This window comes from Klenkia sesuvii (genome assembly GCF_037083825.1).
Taxonomy (GTDB): Bacteria; Actinomycetota; Actinomycetes; order Mycobacteriales; family Geodermatophilaceae; genus Klenkia; species Klenkia sesuvii.
Genome location: NZ_JBAPLU010000024.1, coordinates 34,930 through 53,974 on the forward strand (window position 1 = coordinate 34,930; position 19,045 = coordinate 53,974).

The 19,045-nt window shown below is 74.7% G+C and carries 21 protein-coding genes and 1 pseudogene; 9 read left to right on the top strand and 13 right to left on the bottom strand.

All coding sequences use genetic code 11. From position 1 onward, the window contains the following. Nucleotides 1-140: 140 nt before the first annotated feature. The 8 genes from TEK04_RS18380 to TEK04_RS18415 form a co-directional block, all read right to left on the bottom strand. Nucleotides 141-1,346, bottom strand: coding sequence for an MFS transporter (locus TEK04_RS18380; protein ID WP_336405808.1), 1,206 nt, complete (start codon nt 1,344-1,346; stop codon nt 141-143). 61 nt (nt 1,347-1,407) lie between these two features. Beyond that, complete coding sequence (locus tag TEK04_RS18385; RefSeq protein WP_336405809.1) at nt 1,408-2,742, bottom strand: phytochrome sensor protein; 1,335 nt, start codon at nt 2,740-2,742, stop codon at nt 1,408-1,410. Nucleotides 2,743-2,804: 62 nt separating this feature from the next. After that, entirely contained in the window at nt 2,805-4,061 is a 1,257-nt protein-coding gene (locus tag TEK04_RS18390) for a multidrug effflux MFS transporter (RefSeq protein ID WP_336405810.1), read from the bottom strand. A 125-nt stretch (nt 4,062-4,186) separates the two neighbouring features. Further along, nucleotides 4,187-5,593 carry a mycofactocin biosynthesis glycosyltransferase MftF gene (gene mftF / locus TEK04_RS18395; RefSeq protein WP_336405811.1) on the bottom strand — a complete coding sequence of 469 codons (1,407 nt, stop codon included), beginning with the start codon at nt 5,591-5,593 and terminating at the stop codon, nt 4,187-4,189. Continuing rightward, nucleotides 5,590-5,973, bottom strand: a complete 384-nt coding sequence (locus TEK04_RS18400; protein WP_336405812.1) for a type II toxin-antitoxin system VapC family toxin — start codon at nt 5,971-5,973, stop codon at nt 5,590-5,592. Before TEK04_RS18400 ends, mftF begins: the two co-directional genes overlap by 4 nt. Then, on the bottom strand, nt 5,970-6,218 hold the full coding sequence (locus TEK04_RS18405) for a type II toxin-antitoxin system Phd/YefM family antitoxin (RefSeq protein ID WP_336405813.1): 249 nt from the start codon (nt 6,216-6,218) through the stop codon (nt 5,970-5,972). The genes TEK04_RS18400 and TEK04_RS18405 overlap by 4 nt, the downstream gene beginning before the upstream one ends. Before the next feature lie 46 nt (nt 6,219-6,264). Beyond that, nucleotides 6,265-6,960, bottom strand: coding sequence for a mycofactocin biosynthesis peptidyl-dipeptidase MftE (gene mftE, locus TEK04_RS18410; protein ID WP_336405814.1), 696 nt, complete (start codon nt 6,958-6,960; stop codon nt 6,265-6,267). Continuing rightward, nucleotides 6,954-8,822, bottom strand: a complete 1,869-nt coding sequence (locus TEK04_RS18415) for an FAD-dependent oxidoreductase (RefSeq protein ID WP_336405815.1) — start codon at nt 8,820-8,822, stop codon at nt 6,954-6,956. The genes mftE and TEK04_RS18415 overlap by 7 nt, the downstream gene beginning before the upstream one ends. 122 nt (nt 8,823-8,944) lie before the next feature. Here TEK04_RS18415 and TEK04_RS18420 point away from each other — a divergent pair, with 122 nt between their 5' ends. Then, nucleotides 8,945-9,169: an AbrB/MazE/SpoVT family DNA-binding domain-containing protein gene (locus TEK04_RS18420; RefSeq protein WP_336405828.1), complete on the top strand. Its 225-nt coding sequence runs from the start codon at nt 8,945-8,947 to the stop codon at nt 9,167-9,169. Continuing rightward, entirely contained in the window at nt 9,166-9,537 is a 372-nt protein-coding gene (locus tag TEK04_RS18425; protein ID WP_336405816.1) for a PIN domain-containing protein, read from the top strand. The genes TEK04_RS18420 and TEK04_RS18425 overlap by 4 nt, the downstream gene beginning before the upstream one ends. Here the strand turns inward: TEK04_RS18425 and TEK04_RS18430 are convergent, their stop codons facing one another. Then, entirely contained in the window at nt 9,538-10,842 is a 1,305-nt protein-coding gene (locus tag TEK04_RS18430) for an alpha/beta fold hydrolase (RefSeq protein WP_336405817.1), read from the bottom strand. A 168-nt stretch (nt 10,843-11,010) separates the two neighbouring features. Continuing rightward, the gene (locus TEK04_RS18435) at nt 11,011-11,298 is read right to left on the bottom strand and encodes a hypothetical protein (protein ID WP_336405818.1); all 288 of its coding nucleotides are present in this window, start codon (nt 11,296-11,298) and stop codon (nt 11,011-11,013) included. A 111-nt stretch (nt 11,299-11,409) separates the two neighbouring features. Here TEK04_RS18435 and TEK04_RS18440 point away from each other — a divergent pair, with 111 nt between their 5' ends. Together TEK04_RS18440 and TEK04_RS18445 are read left to right on the top strand one after the other, a co-directional pair. After that, nucleotides 11,410-11,928: a VanZ family protein gene (locus TEK04_RS18440; RefSeq protein ID WP_336405819.1), complete on the top strand. Its 519-nt coding sequence runs from the start codon at nt 11,410-11,412 to the stop codon at nt 11,926-11,928. Between the two features lie 68 nt (nt 11,929-11,996). After that, on the top strand, nt 11,997-12,707 hold the full coding sequence (locus TEK04_RS18445) for a YoaK family protein (RefSeq protein ID WP_336405820.1): 711 nt from the start codon (nt 11,997-11,999) through the stop codon (nt 12,705-12,707). Here TEK04_RS18445 and TEK04_RS18450 read toward each other — a convergent pair. Next, nucleotides 12,686-12,883, bottom strand: a complete 198-nt coding sequence (locus TEK04_RS18450) for a hypothetical protein (protein ID WP_336405821.1) — start codon at nt 12,881-12,883, stop codon at nt 12,686-12,688. The two genes, TEK04_RS18445 and TEK04_RS18450, sit on opposite strands and share 22 nt — an antisense overlap. 134 nt (nt 12,884-13,017) lie before the next feature. Here TEK04_RS18450 and TEK04_RS18455 point away from each other — a divergent pair, with 134 nt between their 5' ends. The 5 genes and pseudogenes from TEK04_RS18455 to TEK04_RS18475 all read left to right on the top strand — a co-directional run bounded on the left by TEK04_RS18455 (nt 13,018) and on the right by TEK04_RS18475 (nt 17,057). Continuing rightward, nucleotides 13,018-13,332, top strand: a complete 315-nt coding sequence (locus TEK04_RS18455; protein WP_336405822.1) for a hypothetical protein — start codon at nt 13,018-13,020, stop codon at nt 13,330-13,332. Between the two features lie 1,167 nt (nt 13,333-14,499). Beyond that, nucleotides 14,500-14,847: pseudogene (locus TEK04_RS18460) on the top strand (transposase); the annotation flags it as partial. A gap of 784 nt (nt 14,848-15,631) precedes the next feature. Further along, on the top strand, nt 15,632-16,174 hold the full coding sequence (locus TEK04_RS18465; RefSeq protein WP_336405823.1) for an ArsR family transcriptional regulator: 543 nt from the start codon (nt 15,632-15,634) through the stop codon (nt 16,172-16,174). Next, nucleotides 16,171-16,632, top strand: a complete 462-nt coding sequence (locus TEK04_RS18470) for a HEPN domain-containing protein (protein ID WP_336405824.1) — start codon at nt 16,171-16,173, stop codon at nt 16,630-16,632. The genes TEK04_RS18465 and TEK04_RS18470 overlap by 4 nt, the downstream gene beginning before the upstream one ends. Before the next feature lie 227 nt (nt 16,633-16,859). Continuing rightward, nucleotides 16,860-17,057, top strand: coding sequence for a hypothetical protein (locus TEK04_RS18475; protein WP_336405825.1), 198 nt, complete (start codon nt 16,860-16,862; stop codon nt 17,055-17,057). A 4-nt stretch (nt 17,058-17,061) separates the two neighbouring features. Here the strand turns inward: TEK04_RS18475 and TEK04_RS18480 are convergent, their stop codons facing one another. Beyond that, complete coding sequence (locus TEK04_RS18480; protein ID WP_336405826.1) at nt 17,062-17,991, bottom strand: VWA domain-containing protein; 930 nt, start codon at nt 17,989-17,991, stop codon at nt 17,062-17,064. Nucleotides 17,992-18,051: 60 nt separating this feature from the next. Further along, nucleotides 18,052-19,045 (bottom strand): AAA family ATPase (locus TEK04_RS18485; RefSeq protein ID WP_336405827.1); only part of this gene is annotated, 994 nt, incomplete at its 5' end.

The following is a 19,045-nucleotide window of genomic DNA, read 5'->3' on the forward strand; positions in this document are numbered from 1 at the left end:
CACGCTTACCTGCAGACGCGGCAGCCTCGCGCCCCGCGCATGCGGCCGCGGAGCGCCGCATCACCCGCAGTTGCGCGTCCCAGCGCGCCGTCCGCCCGCACCTCGGGTCCGGTGCAACGTTGCACGCGGTTGCAGCTGGTTCAGCGGGCCCGCAGCTCAGCGCGGCGGAGCTGGGCCGACACGGCCAGCACCCCGAGGCCCAGCAGAGCCAGGACGACGCCGACCACCGCGGTCGAGCGGTACCCCCAGCCGGCGGCCACCACGGCGCCGCCGAGGATCGCGCCCACCCCGTTGGCGGCGTTGAGCGCCGAGTGGTTGAGCGCTGCACCCAGCAGCTCGGCGTCGCGGGCGACCTCCATCAGCCGCAGCTGCAGGGTGACCACGAGCACCGAGGTGACGACGGTGATGCAGAAGGCCAGGGCGACCAGCGACACCGGTGACCGCGAGCCCCAGTAGACCGCCCCCAGCAGCACGCCGGTCGCCGCCATCGCCCAGACCAGCGAGCCGAACAGCGCGACGTCGGCGAGCTTGCCGCCCAGCACCGTGCCGAGCACCCCGCCGACGCCGAAGGCCAGCAGCACCAGGGGCACGAACCCGGCGTCCAGACCGGCGACGTCCGTGGTCAGCGGGGCGATGTAGGTGTACAGGGCGAAGAACCCGCCGAACCCGACGACGGCGACGCCGAGGGTGAGCCACACCTGGGGCCGACGCAGTGCGCCCAGCTCCGACCGCACGGTGGCGGCGGGGTTGCCGGGGGTCCGGGGGACGGCGGCGAGGACCGCGACCACGGTGGCACCCGCCAGCCCGAGGACGGCGACGAACGCCGTCCGCCAGCCCAGGTGCTGACCCAGCCAGGTCGCCGCCGGGACCCCGGCGAGGGTGGCGACGGACAGTCCGAGCATCACCGAGCTGACCGCCCGGCCCTTGTGCTGCGGCGCGACGAGCGACGCGGCGACCAGCGAGGCCACCCCGAAGTAGGCGCCGTGCGGCAGGCCGGCGACGAACCGGGCGGCCAGCAGGGTGCCGTAGCCCGGGGCGGCGACGGTCAGGACGGTGCCGACCAGGAACGCCCCGAGCAGCGTGAGCAGCAGGCCCTTGCGCGGGAGGGTCGCCGCGGTGGCGGCGATGACCGGCGCGCCCACCACGACCCCGAACGCGTAGGCGGAGACCAGGTGGCCGGCGGTGGGGATGTCGACGCGCACCCCGTCGGCGATCTCGGGGAGCAGTCCCATGGTCACGAACTCGCTGACCCCGATGCCGACCGCGCCCAGCGACAGCGCCGCGATGGCCAGGACGGCCTGCCGCGTGCCCGGGACGGCGGTGGTGCGGGCAGCGGCGACGGTCACGTGGCACGAGCATTCCAGCCCGCGTCCCGGGCGGGTGCGGGGCGTCAGCGGGTGCGGGGCGTCAGCGGGTGCGGGGCGAGCGGCGCAGGCGGAGCAGGTGGTGGGCGGCGGCCGCGCGGCGCGGGGAGCTGACCGGCAGCACGTCGAGCAGGCCCTGCCAGACGGCGGCGTCGTCGGCCGCTTCGGGCAGCTGGCTGTAGCGGAGCAGCAGGTCCGGGCGGGGGGCGCGCAGCACCGCCGAGCGCAGCGACCCGGTGAGCCGGGCGCGGGCGGCCCGCACCCCGGGGGCCTCCGAACGGGGCAGGACCGGGCCGCGGTAGCGCTCGAGCGCGGTGGCCGCGGCTCCCCGGGCCAGCAGACCGCGCACCTGGTCCAGGTCGGTGCCCAGCGGCCCGGTCAACCGGTAGGGCCGCGAACCCAGCAGGTCGGGGTCGCAGCCGGCGTCGGCCAGCAGCTTGCGCAGCCGCGAGAGCTCGGCGCGCACGGTGACGGGGGCGGCGTCGCCGACGTGCACCTCGGCGGCCAGCTCGTCGGCGGTGCGGCCCTGCCCGGCCACCGCGGCCTCGGCCAGCAGGAGCAGCAGCTCCGAGTGCCGCAGGGAGAGCTCGGTGGCGCCGCCGGCGGTGCTCAACCGGGCCCGGTCCCGGCCGAGCACCTCGAGCAGCGGGGCCGCCGGCTGCCGGCGCGGCGGCAGGGCCGGGCCGCCGGCGAACTGCTCGCGGTGCAGCCACCGCAGCTCGGACTCGGCGGCCGCGACGGTGGCGCGCACCAGGGTGAGCACGTGCGGGCTGGCCACGTGGTCGCCGCCGGTCACGTCGATGGCGCCCAGCAGCGCGCCGGTGACGGGGTGGTGCACCGGCGCGGCCGAGCAGCTCCACGGCTGCACGGTGCGGGCGTAGTGCTCGCTGCCGTAGATCTGCACCGGGGTGTCCAGGGCCAGCGCGGTGCCCGGGGCGTTGGTGCCGACGACGTCCTCGCCCCAGCGCGACCCGGCCACGAAGTGCATGCCCTCGGCCCGGGTGCGCAGCTGGCGGTCGCCCTCCACCCACAGCATCCGCCCGGCGGCGTCGGTGACCGCCACGATCATCTTGTCGGCCTCGGCGTCGGCCACCAGCAACCGGCGGATCACCGGCATGACGGCCGCCAGCGGGTGCGCGTCGCGGTAGGCGACCAGGTCGTCGTCCAGCAGGTCCAGCGGCGCGGGCCCGCCGTCGGGGTCGACCCCGCTGCCCAGGCTGCGCCGCCAGGAGTCCCAGACCACCGGGCGCACCTGGTGGCCGGCCGCCGGGCGGCCACCACGGGTGACCAGGGCCTCGTGCGCGGCGCGCAGCCGCCGGGTGACCACCGGCGTGGGCGCACCGTCGGGCAGCGCGAGCCACGGGTTGACCGCGGTCACGCGCGCACCCGCAGTTCTGCCCGGTGGCCCATGTCACGGTCATGGTGACCCGCCGCACGCGTTTACGCCAGGACGTCGTCCTCCCGGGCGACCCCGGACCCGGCCGGGTCCTCGTCGACGTCGGGGAGCGACCGGGGCTGCACGACCACGAACAGGACGACGACGGCCAGCGCCGAGGCGGCGAGGATGACCGAGCCCAGGGCCAGGGCGTCGTTGCCGAGCAGCCCCACCACCGGCGAGACGGCCGCACCGACGCCGAACTGCACGGCCCCCAGCAGCGCCGCGGCGGTGCCGGCCGCCTCGCCGTGCCGGGACAGCGCCAGCGCGGGGGCGTTGGGCATGCCCAGGCCGGCGCTGGCGAGCACCAGCCACAGCGGGACGGCGACGCCGAACAGCCCACCGAACCCGGTGGCGGCCATGACCACGAGCAGCACCGCCGACCCCAGCCCCGCCAGCACCGCGGTGGTGAGCAGCACCTGCGGGGAGGTGCGGCGCAGCAGCACGGGGTTGAGCTGGGTGGTGCCGATCAGGAAGAAGGCGCCGGCGCCGAAGAGCAGGCCGAACTGCTGCTCGTCGAGGCCGAACTGCTGCTGGTAGACGAACGAGGCGCCCGAGACGTAGCTGAACAGGCCGGCGATGACGAGGCCGGCGACCAGCACCAGGCCGACGTAGGCGCGGTCGCGGAACAGCCGGCCGTAGTCGACCACGGTGCGCCGCAGCCGCAGGGGGTGCCGGTGCTCGGCCGGCAGCGTCTCGGGCAGCGTCAGGGCGACCGCGACCAGCGAGGCGGTGCCGATGACCGCCAGCACCACGAACAACCCCCGCCAGGAGGTGAAGCGCAGCAGCTCACCGCCCAGGGTGGGGGCCAGGACCGGGGCGACGCCGATCACCAGGAACAGCCGGGAGAGCAGGCTGGCCGCGGCCCGCCCGGAGTACAGGTCCCGGACGACGGCGAGCGCGACCACCGCCCCCGCCGCGGACCCCACGCCCTGCAGCACCCGCAGCACGCCGAGGACCTCGACGGTCGGAGCGACGAGGATCAGCAGGGACGCGAGCACGTGCAGCGCGGTGCCGGCGAGCAGGGGCTTGCGGCGGCCGAGGGCGTCCGACAGCGGGCCGAGCACGAGCTGGCCGAGCGCCAGACCGGCGAAGGTGCCGGTGAGGGTGAGCTGCACCGCGGCGTCGGTGGTCATGAGGTCGCTGGTGATGGTCGGCAGCGCGGGCAGGTACAGGTCGATGGTCAGCGGACCCAGCGCCACGAAGGCACCGAGCACCAGGGTGACCTTGAGCGGACTGAGCGTCGGCTGGGAGGTCGGCACCTCTGGCCCAAGCAGGGGGTCGGACCCGTTGTTCCCGCCCGGCGCGCGTCGAGTGGCGCCCCAGGGTTCGCCTGGCGCCTGGTCCGGACCCTCAGCCGCCACTCGGCGGGGACCGGCCCGGGGGTTCAGCGGGGCCGGGCTGGCAGCAGGGCACGCGGGCTGCGGGCGCGCAGGGCGCCGCGCCAGAGGCCGGCGCCGTAGGCGAGGTCCTCCAACCGCCGTCCGGCGGCGAAGCGCAGCAACCCCACCTCGCGGCGGTGCGGCCACCAGGCCCCCACCGCGTCGGCCACCGCGGCCGCGACCACCACCCGCCGCACCCGGCGCACGCCCAGCAGCGGGACGACGAGCGGCCAGTGGTGCCGGGTGGCCGAGCGGGCCAGCGTGCGCCCGGCCGACCACGTGCCGCGGACGACGAGCGTGGCCGCCAGCCCGGTCGGCGGCGGGTCGCCGGGTCGGGGAGCGAGGCGCGGGGCCAGCCGCGCCGTCGCGCCGGCGAGCACGACCCCGGCCCCCACAGCACCCGGGGCACCACCGGCCAGCGCGAGCCCCCAGGCGGCCGCCGACCACGGCGACATCACCACCGGCGCCACGGCCGACCCGTGCCGCTGCGCCAGGAGTGCCGCGCCGGTGCCGTAGAAGGCGCGGCGCCGCAGCCAGTCCGCCGTCCGGGCGGGGTGCTCGTGGGCGACCTCGGCGGCCGGCTCGTAGCGAACCCGCCAGCCGGCGGCGGCCAGCCGCCAGACCAGGTCCACGTCCTCGGCGACCTGCATGTCCTCGTCGAACCCGGCGCCCAGCGCGGCCCGACGCACCAACAGGGCGGCGCTGGGCACGTAGGAGACGCCGGTCAGCGGCGCGACCGGCGCGGGCCGGGGCCCCATGTCGAGGGCGCTGACGGCGTCCTCGTAGGACCCCACCCAGCCGGGTCGCGCGGCGGGCAGGGCGACGATGCGCGGGGCGACCACGGCCAGCCGGGGGTCGGCCAGGTGCGCGGCGAGCACGCCGAGCCAGCCGGGGCGCGGCACGCAGTCGGAGTCCACGAACGCGACGGCTGTGGTGGTCGCGGCGGCCAGGCCGGCGTTGCGCGCCGCGGACGGCCCGCGGCTGGTGGCGTGCCGGAGGACCCGGGCGCCGAAGGCGGCGCAGACACGGGCGGTGGCCGCCGGGTCGGCCGAGCCGTCGTCCACCACGAGCAGCGGGACGTCGGGCAGGTCGGCGCGCAGGGCCCGCAGCAGCCGGTCGAGCTCGCCCGCGCGGTCCTTTACCGGGACGACGACGGTGACGTCGGCGGGGTCGACCGGGGGCAGGTCGGGGTGGGCCAGGCCGGTGTCCAGCAGGCGCGCGGCCAGCGCTGCCGTCGTAACGTCGGTGACGGTGAGCGCGTCGCCGGTCAGCAGTGCCCGGGCGCGGGGGGCCAACCGCAGCAGCCGCAGCGGGGAGCCGCCGAGCAGGGCGGCGCCGCCGTCCCGTCGCCGGGTGCGGGGGTCGAGCACGACCCGGAACCCGTCCGGCAGTCGCTCGTCGGGCGGGCTCATGCCCCGCGGGGAGGGAAGACCGGGACGTCGTACTGCCGCACCTTCTCGTCCAGCGTCACCAGGACCAGCCCCTCGGCGAGTGCCTGCGCGACGAGCATGCGGTCGAACGGGTCGCGATGGTGGAGAGGGAGGGACTCGAGCACCTCGGCGTGCGCGGTGAGGAAGGGCAGCTCCTCGAGCCCGGGCTCGGCGACGGCCTCCTCCACCGTCGGTCTCCCCAGCTTGCCGACCGACCGCTTGATGGCCACCTCGGCCGCGCTGATGGCGGAGATGTGGACCGTGGAGTCCTCGGACGCGACGACATCGGCGACGGTCGACGGCAACCGTGGGTCGCCGATGACCCACCAGAGCAGGACGTGCGTGTCGAGCAGCAGCCTCACTCGCCGTACCAGTCGCGCTCGTCCTGCTCGGTGAAGTCGTCGAAGTCGTCGGGGATGACGATGCCCTGCCCCTTCAGCCTGCCCGGCTGCCGGCGGGGCTTCTCCGCGCGTTCCGGGCTCAGCCGGGCGATGGGCTTGCCGTGGCGCGAGATGACGATCTCCTCGCCCGCCTCCACCCGGGTGAGCAGGGCGGACAGCTGCGCCTTCGCCTCGTAGACGCTGACGCGCGTGACGACCGTGATCATACGTCGAGATTAGCTGGTCAGACCTGGTCAGACCAGCTCGGTGAGCTCATCCGGCCAGCCGCCCGTCGGCGCCGACGTCCCAGGTCCGCACCGCTGCGGCGAGCCGGGCCACCAGGTCGGCGAGCATCCGGGCGCCCTCCTCGGCCGAGGCGCCCGCCGGGTCGCCGAGCACGCCGTTCGGGCTGACCGCGGCCACCCCGCCGGCCTGCAGTCGGGGCAGCAGCTCGGCGATCGGCGCGGTCTCCCCGGCCTCGGCCAGCTCCGTCCGAACGGCGGCCGGTTCCACGTGCAACATCAGCGACGTCTCGGTGCGGCCGGCGTGCGCGTCGCCGCCGCGGACACCGCAGGGGAACCAGGCGGCGTCCCGCCCCTCGTGCCGGAGCAGGGGAATCGCCGACCGCAGCGCGTCCAGGTTGCCGCCGTGGCCGTTGACCACCAGCAGCCGCCCGGCCCAGCGCCCGGCGGAGCGGCCCAGCTCGACCAGCAGCGTCCACAGCGCCTCGGTGCCGATGGACACCGTGCCGGGGAAGCCCTCGTGCTCCCCGCTCGCGCCGTAGGGGACTGCGGGGGCGAGCAGCATTTCCGGGTGTCGCGCAACGAGCCCCGCGGCCGCGGCCGCCGCGACGGCGGTGTCGGTGGCCAGCGGCAGGTGCGGGCCGTGCTGCTCGACCGACCCCAGCGGGACGACGAGGGTCGGCCGATCCCCCACCTCCGGCGACCGCAGCGACCCGAACGTCACCACTGCGCCACCACCCGCTCCGCCGTCGCGACCGCCACGGCCAGGCCCGCGGGGGCCAGGCAGTCCCCCACCCGGTGCACCGCGACGCCGGCGGGCACGGCGGGGCCGGGGACGGGCTCGGGCGGGGTGGCGGTCACGACCCAGTCCACCACCCGCTCCTCGACGTCCCCGGTCAGGTGGTGCAGCAGGGTGACCACCCCGTCCCGGACTCCGAGCGGCACCCGCTCCACCGTCTGCACCATCCCGGCCGCCGCGGCCCGCCGGTGCCAGAGGCCGCGGTCGAGGGTGGGGCCCAGGCGCTGCGCGGCGACCAGCGCCCCGGTGACCACCTCGACGGCGCACCCCCTCCCGGCGAGCAGCTCCGCGGTGGAGGTGGCGTGCGGGCCGCCGAGCTCGTCGACCACCAGCACCCGGCCGGTCGGGGCCGCCGTCCCGGTCAGCACGTCGGCGACGTCGGCGACCCGGTCGACGTCCCCGGCCCACGCCGGCCGGGCCGGCACCGCACCGGTGGCAAGGACGACGACGTCGGGGTCCAGCGCGGCGAGGGAGGCCTCGTCGGCCCGCACCCCGGTGCGGACGTCGACACCGCGATCGGCGCAGGCCCGGACGTCGGCGTCGACAAACCCGGCCAGCTCACCGCGCCCGGGGGCGGTGGCGGCGAGCGCGAGCGCGCCGCCGAGCCGGTCGGACGCCTCCAGCAGGGTGACCCGGTGGCCGCGCGCGGCGGCGTGCGCGGCGGCCCGCAACCCGGCCGGACCGCCACCGACCACCACCACGTGCCGCGGGCGGGCCGGCACGGCGGGGACGGGCAGCACGCCCTGCACGCAGCGCATCGGCAGCCCGGCCCCGACGCCGGCGGCGCACTCGTTGCAGCCGGTGCAGGCCCGCACCGGCTGCCCGCGGAGCGCCTTGGCGGCGAAGTCGGGGTCGGCGAGCTGGCCGCGCACCACACCGACCAGGTCGCAGTGCGCCAGCGCGGCCTGCGCCTGCGCCGCGGTGGTGACCCGGCCGACGCCGATCACCGGGAGCCCTGCGGTGCGCAGCCGGGCGGCCAGCGGCAGGGCGTAGCCGTGCGCGGCGGCCATCGAGGGCTCCACCAGGTGCAGCGAGGCGGTGGCCACCCCGGTGGTGGTGGACAACCAGTCGACGTCACCGGTGGCGGCCAGCCGGTGCGCGGTGGCCACGGCGTCGTCGGTCGTCGTCCCCACCGGTTCGTGGGTGGCCAGCCGGACGCCCAGCAGCAGGTCCGGGCCCAGTGCCTCGCGGACGGCGGCGACGACCTCGAGCAGCAGCCGGACGCGGTCGGTGCCGTAGCCGTCGGTGCGCCGGTTGGCGGACGGGTCGAGGAAGGCGCGCAGCAGGGAGGACTGGGAGGCCTGCAGCTCGACGCCGTCCAGCCCGCCGTCGCGCACGTGGCCGGCGACCCGGGCGAACCCGGCGGCGACGGCGGCCAGGTCGGCCGGCGTCGCCTCGCGGGGCACCTCGCCGAACAGCGGGTCGGCCAGCGGCGAGGGCGCCAGCAGGGGGACGCGGGAGTGCAGCGACGTGCCCTGGCCGCCGTTGTGGTTGAGCTGGGCGACGACGAGCACGCCGTGACGGTGCACCGCGGTGGCGAGCTCGCGGTAGCGGTCGACCACCGCCGGGTCGGTGCCGTCGACGACCTTCTCGTAGGGCTGGTCGGCGGGGTCGACCGCCTGCTCCTCGGTGATGACCAACGCGGCACCACCGGCCACCCGGGCGGCGTAGTAGGCGGTGTGCGCGGCCGAGGGCAGCCGCTGGTCGGCCTGGTTGGTCAGGTGCGCGCAGAACACCAGCCGGTTGCGCAGCACGCGGCCGCGCAGCACGAGGGGGTCGGCCAGCCGCACGACCGCAGTGGATCACACTCTGGACGGGGCCCGGGTCGTGCTGGACCCGTTCGCGCAGGCAGTTCCCACCCCGCGCACCACCGTGGGAACATGGCGTCATGAGTGACACGACCGCGATCGTGATGGGTGATCGGGGCAGACTGGTCGTCCCCTCCGCTATACGCGACCGACTCGATTGGCGCGTCGGGAGCAGACTGGTGGTCCTGGAGCACGAGGACGGCATCGAGCTGATCAGCCGGGACGCCCTGCTGGCCCGGGTGCAGGCGGACTTCGGTCGAGGGCCCAGCCTGGTCGACGAACTCGTCGCCGACAGGCGCGCCGAAGCAGAGCGGGACCTCGCCGGGTGAAGGTGTTCGACAGCTCCGCCCTGCTGTGCATGCTGCAGGGGGAGCCCGGTGCCGAGATGGTCCGCTCGGCACTCGACGACGGCGTCCATGCCTGTTCGGCGGCGAACTGGAGCGAGGTCGCCCAGAAGTCCCTGCGCGCCGGCCGCGACTGGACGGCCGCTCGGCAGCTCCTGCTCATGGGGTTCGACCTGCAGATCGAGCCCGTCACGGCAGCGGACGCCGAGCGTGCCGCCGCCCTCTGGCCCAGCTCGCCGACCCTGTCGCTCGGTGACCGCCTGTGCTTGGCAACGGCCGACCGGCTCGACGCGGAGGTCTGGACCTGCGACACCGCATGGGGCACCTCGGGCCGGGTGCACCAGGTCCGCTGATCAGCCCGGCAGGTGGGCGCGCAGCCAGTCGACGACGTCGGCGGTCACGGCGTCCCGGTTGGTCTCGTTGACCAGCTCGTGCCGGGCCTCGGGGTAGAGCGTGGTCGTGACGTCGGTGAGCCCGGCGGCGCGGTAGCGGTCGCCCAGCGAGGTGACGTTGGCCCCGCCGCGGCCGCCGACCGGGTCGCGGTCGCCGGAGACCAGCAGCAGCGGCAGGTCGGCCCGCACGGTCGAGGGGTCGGCGGCCCGCCCGGCCTGGCCGAGGACACCGCCGATGATGGCCTCCTCGGTGGGGAAGCCGCAGAGCGGGTCGGCCATGTAGGAGTCGACCTCGGCGGCGTCGCGGCTGAGCCACTCGAACCCGGTGCGCGGCTCGAAGCCGGCGTTGAACGCGGCCAGGCCGGGCTGGTCGGCGGGCAGCCCGGCCAGCACCTCGCCCAGGCCGTCGAGGGTGGTGGAGCCGCTGAGCACGACGCCGGCGTAGCGGACCGGTTCGTCCAGCAGCACCAGCTGCATGCCCATCGAGCCCAGGGAGTGCCCGAAGGCGAACAGCGGCAGGTCGGGGTGCTGGTCGGCGAGGCTGCGGGCGTGCGCACCGATGTCGGCGACGAACTCGTCGACCCCGGCGGCGCCGAAGCTGCCCAGCGGGACGTCGTCGGACACCGACGCGCCGTGGCCCCGGTTGTCGGCGGCGGAGACCAGGAACCCGGCCGCGTTCAGCGCCCGGGCGAAGCGGTCGTAGCGCGGGCCGTGCTCGGCCAGGCCGTGCACGACCTGGACGACGCCGACGGGATCACCGGGGACGTCGTCCCAGGTGTAGGTGGCGATGGCCAGTCCGTCGGCCGGGGAGGCGAAGGTCGTGGGCATGCCCGCATCCTGCCCGCTGCCGTCGGGGTCCCGCCGGGTGCGTGCCAGTCGGCGGTGGATCTCGGCGGCGGCCTCGACGTCGTGCGCAAGCCCGGCGAGCTCGGCCGCCTCGACGGGCACACCCTGCGCGCGGGCGGTGGCGGCCAGGGACGCCCAGTGCAGCGCGGCCTCGTCCTCCCGGGAGCGGCCCTCCGGCGGCTCGTCGGGCCCGACGACGGTGCGCGCGGTGCCCGCGAGGGACTCCCAGGTCTCGTAGGACCAGATCGGGCTCGGGCCGCTGCTCGACCAGCCGCGGTCGTCGAGCAGGACCACCCGCCGTCCGCCGGCGAGCTCGACCTCGAGCAACGCGGCGATCGACACCTCGCGATCGGTGTCCCTCCCGGCCTCGGCGCCCTCGTCGATGCGGAGGGAGGTGACCAACCGCCGCGGTGCGTCCACGCACCCCAGCCTGGCGCACGGGGCCGGGTCGCCGCACCCGTGAACCCGATCGGCCACATCGGTCATGAACGGGGTGTGACCACGACACCGCCGAGCACGCGGGGCGCCCCCGCCGCCCCCCCCGCTGCTCATGCTGACCGGGGACGGTGCTCCCCCGGACCCCACTCGTCAACCTCCGCCGTCGGGTCCCACCGACGGTGCGGTCGTGCGGGCCTCGGTGGCCGACCCGGGGCAGTTCGCGCTGCTGTTCGACTGACCCGTGCCGGCTCCCAGCTCGACGACGACCGATCCCTGCCCCATGCCCCACCGCCGGAGCAGGGCGACCTCGCGCTCGGGGGATGCGTCCTCGATGGCGTCGTAGCGCGCGACGTGCTGGGCGTCGAGGTTCTCCCGACCAGCGCTGGCGACCTGGTCGAGCCGCCAGCCAGGTCGGGCGCCGTCCTCCTCGCGGGTCACGACGCAACGCCATCGCCGGGAGCAGCGGCGGGGTGGGTGAACGGGTGCCGCGGCGGCAGGTAGCGTGCGCCGCCGGTGCCGGGGACGGCCTGGACGAGGGGGCGTCGACCGGTGATCAGCACGTGGCTCGTGGAGAACCCGTGGTTTGCGCCCACCGCGTTGCTCGTGCTGGTCGTCCTGGGCCCGGTGCTGGCCGGCGTCCTGGCCGACCGGCGGCGTGTTGCCCTCTTCCTGGCCGGGTTGTCCCTGCTGCCCGTCGTGGCCCTCACCCTGGTGCCGAGCGGCCGGGAAGCGTTCCAGGTGTGCGCCGTGCAGTGGGCCGCCCCGAGCTGGGGGAGGTCGGGTGACCTGTCCAACCTCGCCCTCTTCGTCGCGCCGGCGCTGCTGGCCACCGTGGTGTGGCGGCGTCCGCTGCTGGTCCTGCTGGCGGGCACGGTCCTGTCGGCGCTCGTCGAGCTGACGCAGGCCCTGCTGCCCGGGCTCGGGCGCGTCTGCGACACCAACGACTGGCTCTACAACACGGCCGGTTCCGCGCTCGGGGTCGGCCTGGCCGTCCTCGGCCTGACCGTTTCCGGGCGACTGCGGGGCCGATCCGGCACTGCATCCCGGTCGTCGACACCGGCGTCCTGACCGCCGCCGGCGGCGACGACGATGACCGGGTGACCGAGGCAGGGACGACGAACCAGGTGGGAGCACGCGTGCGAGGCGACCTGCGCGTGCGGCAGGCACTGGTGGTGGTGCTGGCCGCGGTCAGCGGGGCGACCGACGCCATCGGCCTGCTCGCCCTGGGCGGGGCCTTCACCAGCGTCATGACGGGCAACCTGGTGCTGCTGGGTGCCGCGTCCGCCACCGCCGACGGCACCCTGGCCGTGGCCTCGGGGACCGCGATCGTGGCCTTCTGCCTGGGCGTCGCTGCTGGCACCGTCCTCGCCGGCACCCCGAGCGCGGGGGACGCGGTCTGGCCCGTCCGCGTGACGGTGGCGCTCGCGGTCGAGGGCGGACTGTTGGCCGGCTACGCGGCCGGGTGGTGGATGACGGGCGCGGACCGGGGGACGACGGCGACGCTGCTGCTGCTGACCACGACCGCGGTGGCCCTCGGGGTGCAGAGCAGCACCGTGCAGCGCTTCGGGGTGTCCGGGCTGTCGACGACGTTCCTCACCGGGACGCTCACCTCGATCGTGGTCCGGTTGAGCACCCGCCGCCCGCTGCGCGAGGTGCTGCCGAGCGTCCACGTCATCGCCGGCCTGGTGGCCGGGGCCGCCGCCGGTGCCGGCGTGATGTCCGCGCTGCCCAACGCGGCCCCCGCCCTGCAGCTGGTCATGGTCGGTGGAGTGCTGCTGGTCGCCCTCGCCCGCTTCCACCGGCGGCGCCCGCGGGCAGCTGCTCGTCAGTCGTCGGTCGACGTCTGAGCCCTCGCCGCCGAAGCACGGAGCAACGACCGTCCGGTGTAGCCGACCACGAGGGCGACGACGAGGACCCAGAAGCGGTCCCAATCCGACACCTGGACGACGACCTCCCCGATCAGGACCAGCACCAGGGGGAAGACGAGGTCCTGCATGCCGCGCACGAAGGCTGTGGTGGACATGCCTCACACTCCGCCAGCAACGTGCACCTCGTCCACCCGATCCGGCCGCCGTGGCTCGCCGTCCCCATCCCGGTAGCGGCAGTCCGGGTGGCTGATGACGCTGGTGCGGACCGCCCGCCCGTAGCCTCGACCCGGTGACCGTCCGCCGACCAGCGTTGTGGACAGCCCTAGCGGCCGTGACGTGGGCGGTGGCCGGGTGCTCCGCGGGGCCGAGCGGTGCCGAGGCCGGCGACTGCACGACCAGGCCCATCCCCCCGACCGACGCCGTCGAGAGCCAGCAAGAACTCGACGAGCTGCTGTCCGGCGGCCTGACCGGGGCTGACACCTTCGAGCTCATCAGCTGCGCCGATGACGAGGCAGCGACCCAGGTCGTCAGGGTCGTCCCCGGTGTCACCTTGGGCGAGGCCGTAGGGAACATCCTCGAGAACTGCGATCTGCTGGACGACTAGCAGGGTGCGGACGACTACGTCTGGCTGGGGCCGTACGCCGATCCGGACACCCCGGACACGCTCCTCTGCCTGCGGACGGTCTGAGGCCGGGAGCGCCCAGCAGCTTCGCAACGTCGACGGCAGTCCGGGCGGCGGGGACTGTCGCACCGAGGGTTCCGGTCGCCTGACCGATGACGACCGACTACCGGGACGCCACGTCCTCACCATCTGTCAGACGAACACCCAGACCAGAACCAAGCCCAGCACAACCACGAGAAGCAGGCCCTCCAACATTCGGACCGCTCGCTTACGGCCTGTCCGGTTCGTCTTCCAACCGAGCGCAGCATCGCCCAGAGCGTTGATCGCTCCCGACGGGGTGGATGGGTTCCTGTCCTGCGGGTCCATCTCCCGACGTTCTCATGGGGATGAGCAGCTCCGCCATCGCCGGTGAGGGATGCGGCTCGGCGTCCGCCGGCACCGTCTCCTGGGACCTTCTCGCCAGCTCACGCCTGCGCCACTGGAGGTGCCTGACGAAGGCAACCGCGAGCAGGATGCCCCACAGGAGAGCAATCCCGCCGTTGCTCCGGAAGCCGTGCAGGACCACCAGGCCGATCCCCACGATCGCAGTCAGTACGACGAACCAGCGCGAAGACAGTGACGGGGCACCAGCTACCGGCCCGCTGACGACCGCCCGCCGGGACGCCGGTCCGTCCACGTCTTGGTTCGCTCGACCGCCGCTGCGGCTTCCCCGGTGACCGGCCTCAACCCAAAGTGGTCCTCAACGTGCTGCTCGAGCTTCACAACCTGGCTGGACGGTTCCGAGCTGCACGCCGCCTCCCAGAGCAGGGGGATCAAGCAGTCGTACTCATCAGCGGGGGTGGCGGGGTCGTCAGCGAGTCCAATGAGATCCCAAAGCCAAAGCTCACGACGAAGCTGGTCAATCTCGACCCTCGTCGGCGGCCTCACGCCCTACATCATGACCTGCCAACACGTTGGATCCCCTTGCGTCACAGACAGCTGCGGCCCGAGATCGTCAGCCCACCGTCTACCGGGACGTCCCACCAGTCATCAGGTCATCCTTGCTAGCTCCTTCCGTGTCGCGGCCAGCTCCGCCGAGATGCTTCCCAACCCATGGCGGGAGAAGGCCCGCACCTGCAGGCCAAGAACTGCCCGCGCTTCGTCGTCGCCATCGACTACGTCCAGGCCAAGCTGCCCGCCGTCGCCGACCACCTCGCCGCCGCCCGCGAGGACATCCTGGCCTTCACCACCTTCCCCAAGGACGTCTGGACCCAGGTCTGGTCCAACAACCCCACCGAGCGGCTGAACAAGGAGATCCGCCGCCGCACCGACGCCGTGGACATCTTCCCCAACCGCGACGCCATCACCCGCCTCGTCGGCGCCGTCCTGGCCGAGCAGACCGACGAATGGGCCGAAGGACGCCGCTACCTCGGACTCGAGCTGCTCACCAGATGCCGCACCACACCCGACCCCACCACCCCGATCGGAGCCGACCACATGCCCGCACTCGCAGCCTGACCCCACCCACCCAGATCACGCACCGCTACACCACCTCCAGGGGCTTGACCTGGCGAACGGCGGCGAAGTGTGACCGTGCATGCATGAGACCCACCTGATGTCGAGCTGAGAAAGGCCCGTGACGATTTCGAACCCGCGGGAGCCTCACATGGGTCGAGTCAAAACCGGATAGTTACTTTCAGGCGCCACCCCGTGGGCCCCACACGCCTCTCGGGTCACACAATCTGGTTGCCAGCAACCAAAATCCTGGCAGTTGCCTGGGAGTCCTACGAGCAGCTCACTGCGGTCACGCCCTCAAAGCCGATGGCGGATTGCACACCCGACGCAGCGCTCCGGTCGGGTACCAAGCGCTTCATTAGCCATCGTTTCTGGCGCACCGCCGGCCGTGGTCGACCCGGTCGACATCGCCGCAGGTCGCCATGCGTCGAAACCCTGCGTCGGAACCCGATTCCCTGCGATAAGGGCGGACGCCTAGGACCCTGGTGGCATGCGTGAGGCAATCAGGGTGCGGAGTGGTGTCCACCGGGCAGTCCGGTCATCGCCGAACCGTACGGACCTCGCCGGTTGGGCGCTGGGTCGTGCGCGGGCGATCTGGTTGCCTCGCGGGCCGGCAGCTCGCGCCCGGGTGGCTGTCACGCCAGCAACAGCGTCGCCGGACAGTTCCCTAAAACTGCATTATATGGACTACTTTTAGGTAAGTCTGATATTGGAGGTCTGCATGCGCGTCGAAGCGCCCACCCTGTTGCCCATCCTGAGGTCCCGAGTCCAGGGCGACATCTTGGCCTTGACCTACACCTCGCAGGACACCGAGTTCACCCTCAGCCAGCTCGCTCAGCGGGTCGGGGCCTCCCCGCGTGCGGTGCATGCCGAGGTCGACCGGCTCGTCAGCGCCGGCCTGCTGGTGGACCGCAGGCTCGGACGCAACAGGCTGCTCAGCGCGCCCGCCGATGGCCTGCTCGTTCGGCCGCTGCGTGACCTGCTGGCGGTGACCCTTGGACCGCTCCCGGTCCTCACCGCGGCGCTGAGCGACGTGCCCGGCGTCCAGCGGGCGTTCATCTACGGCTCCTGGGCCGCCCGCTACTCCGGCGAGCCCGGCCCCCCGCCCGCCGACGTCGACGTCCTCGTGGTCGGCGACGCCGACCCCGACGACCTCTACGACATCGCCCGGGCGGTCGAAGGCCGGCTGGGTCGCCCGGTCGACATCCGACGGGTCCGCAGCTCGACCTGGAACGACGGGGGCACCCAGGACCCGTTCCTCGCCTCGCTGCGGAGCCGGCCGCTCGTCGAGCTCGACCTGGTCCACTCGACCACCGAGGCGGCGTCATGAGGTGGACGCAGGGGCGGCAGGAGATCGATCGGCTCCTTGCCGATGACCACCTCGAGCGCGTGCCGCCCAACCGCAAGCACGCCGACCTGCTGATGGCCCAGGCACGGAGGCACCTGGCGAGCGCGAGCAAGCTCACTGACGACCCCGAAGCCGGCTACGCCGTGCTCTACGACGCCGCCAGGAAGGCCCTGTGGGCCATCCTGGCCAATCAGGGTCTGCGACCCACCACGCGCGGGAGCCACCTCACCGCCTACCAGGCCGTCCTGGCTCAGCTGCACCCGCCGCTGGGCGAGGTGCTCCGCCCCTTCGACCGGATCCGCCGTGAGCGGCGCAGCGCCGAGTACCCGAACCTCGACGACCCCTCCCTCACCGCCGAGGACGTCGTCGACGACCTGCCCAAGGTCGCGGCCATCGTCGACGTGGCGGACAGAGTCCTGGATCGGATGTCGCCGTACTGAATCTCGTCGCCGCCCGCGCGGGCGGCGACGGTTCGGGGACGACGCCGTCTGGCCCAGCTGCCACACCCCGGAGCCGAACCGCTGGAACACCGGCCGCTGTGCTCGCGCAGTGCCTCGCCCAGCAGCCGAGGGCTGGTGGCTACCGGCAGCGCCGGCAGGACGCCGGCGAGTTCGTCGAGGGGCGTTTGGCCGCCGAGTCGGTGAGCCATCGTGTGCATCAGCGCCGGATGACCACCTTTCTGGTCCGGGCCACGGAGCAGTACGGCGAGGCCGCCGACGAGCCCGACCTGAGCCCCGAGGTCGTCGCCCTGCTCGACGAGCTGTTCCTGGAGACCGTCCCCGCCGCGCCCCGGCTGCTCCAGCTGCTCCGACAGCGGGGATGGGACGGATGGACCCATATCCGGCCGGCCGTGCGGCACGCCTGACGACCTACTCGGCGAACACCGCCGTCAGCGCCCGGGCGACGTCGGTGTGGTCGCGCACCAGCCGCACCCGACCCCACCCCACCAGCGCCAGGTCGCGGCCCAGGTCGACGTCCTGCTCCCCGGACACGTCCAGGAGCACGTCCAGCCGCGGCAGCCGCCCGGCCACCAGCCGGGGGTCGGGGCCGGCGTTGTGCACGCAGTCGCTGAGCAGCAGCACCCGGGCGTCGCGCGGGGGCACCCCGGCCAGCAGCCGGCCGGCGGTCTCCAGCGCGAAGGACACGTTGGTCAGGCCCTGGGTAGGCACCCGCAGCAGCAGATCCAGCACGCCCAGCGGCTCCACCGGCGCACCGAGGGGCACCAGCACCGCGGCGTCGGACCAGAACGCCACCACCGCCAACGCGTCGCGGCCCAGCTCCCCGGCCAGCGCGCCGACCGTCGCGGCCGCCGTCCGCAGGCGTTCGCCCTTCATCGACCCCGACACGTCGACCACCAGCACCACCGACCGCCGGCGGCGCAACCGCTCCCGCACCACGACGTCGTCGTCCTCGGGCCAGGGCTTGCCGGCCAGCGCGTCCAGCGTGCGGTCCAGGTCCAGCTCGTCCGACCCACCGGTCCACCGCACGCTCGACAGCTCCCCCACGCCGCGGCGGGCCCGCCGGTCCCGGGGTGGCCGTGGCACGGCCAACCGGCGGGCGATCTGCCGCGCCCGGTCGCGGGTCACCGCGTCGACCTCGGTGAGCGTGGCCAGGTCGGCCAGCGGGATCAGGTCCGCCGGCTCCTCGGTCGTCCCCGGCGCCGAGCCGCCGCCGGCCGCCTTGGCGCGCTGCCGCCGGCGGTCACCCGAGGACAGCGCCAGGCCCGCGCCGCCCCGCCCCGGTTCGTAGGTCGAGGGCTGCTCGGTCAGCTGCTTGGGACGGCGGCGCAGCGGCCGCATCCCGCGCGGGGCCCCCGGCCGGTCCCGACGGGTGACCGGCGAGTCGGCCTCGACCGTCCTTCAACCCGGCTCGGCCGGCGCCGGCTGGAGCAGGAAGTGGTCCTCCCAGATCTCCCGCAGCACGCCCTCCGCCGTCCGCTCGGCGATCTCGTCCAGGTGCACGCGGCCGCTCAGCGCGACCAGCATCGCGTCCCACACCACCGACGTGTAGTCCTCGGGCAGGCCGCGCAGCTCGTCGGTGTCGGGGACGGCGATCCCCCGCATCGCGGCCAGCTGGGAGGCCACCAGCGCGACGTCGATGGCGCCGCGCACGCTGCTGCCCTGCCGGACGTCGTCCCGCTCCCGGGTCGCCCGGGTGACCGCCACGGCGTCGACCACCAACCGGTGCGCCTCGATGCCGGTCCGGCGGCCGACGATGCCCCGCTCGGCCTCGGCGTCCTGGTAGCCGACCGCCAGCCGGCACATCCGGTCGGCCACCGACGTCGGCATCCGGGTGGTGCCCACCGCGTCGTAGGGGTTCATGCTCGCCACCACCCGGAAGGTGTCCGCGGCCCGCACCGTCCCCATCGTGGGCACCGTGACCGACCGCTCGGCCATCGCGGTGAGCAACGTGTTCAGGGTGTCCTCGGGCGCCCGGTTGAACTCCTCGATGTAGAGGAACCCCCCGGTGCGCATCGCCTCGACCAGCGGGCCGGGCACGAAGTTGTCGGCGGTGTAGTCCTCGCGCAGCACCCGGGCCGGGTTGTGGTGGCCGACCAGCCGGGTGGGGGTGAGGTCGGCGTTGCCCTCGACGAACAGCAGGGGGATGCCCCACTCGCCGGTGATGGCCCGCAGGAGGGTCGACTTCGACGTCCCCGGTGGCCCCTCGATGAGCACGTCGCGGCCGGCGGCGACGGCGGCCAGCAGCAGGTCGGTCTCGCGCTCGCGGCCGACCAGCTGGGTGGCCACCCGCTCGCGGACGGCGCGCACGTCGGCCGCGGCCGACGCCGTCGTCCGGTTGATCTCGTCCATGGGTTCCCGTCGTGAGGGGGCGGCGCGGGGGTGGTCCCCCGCG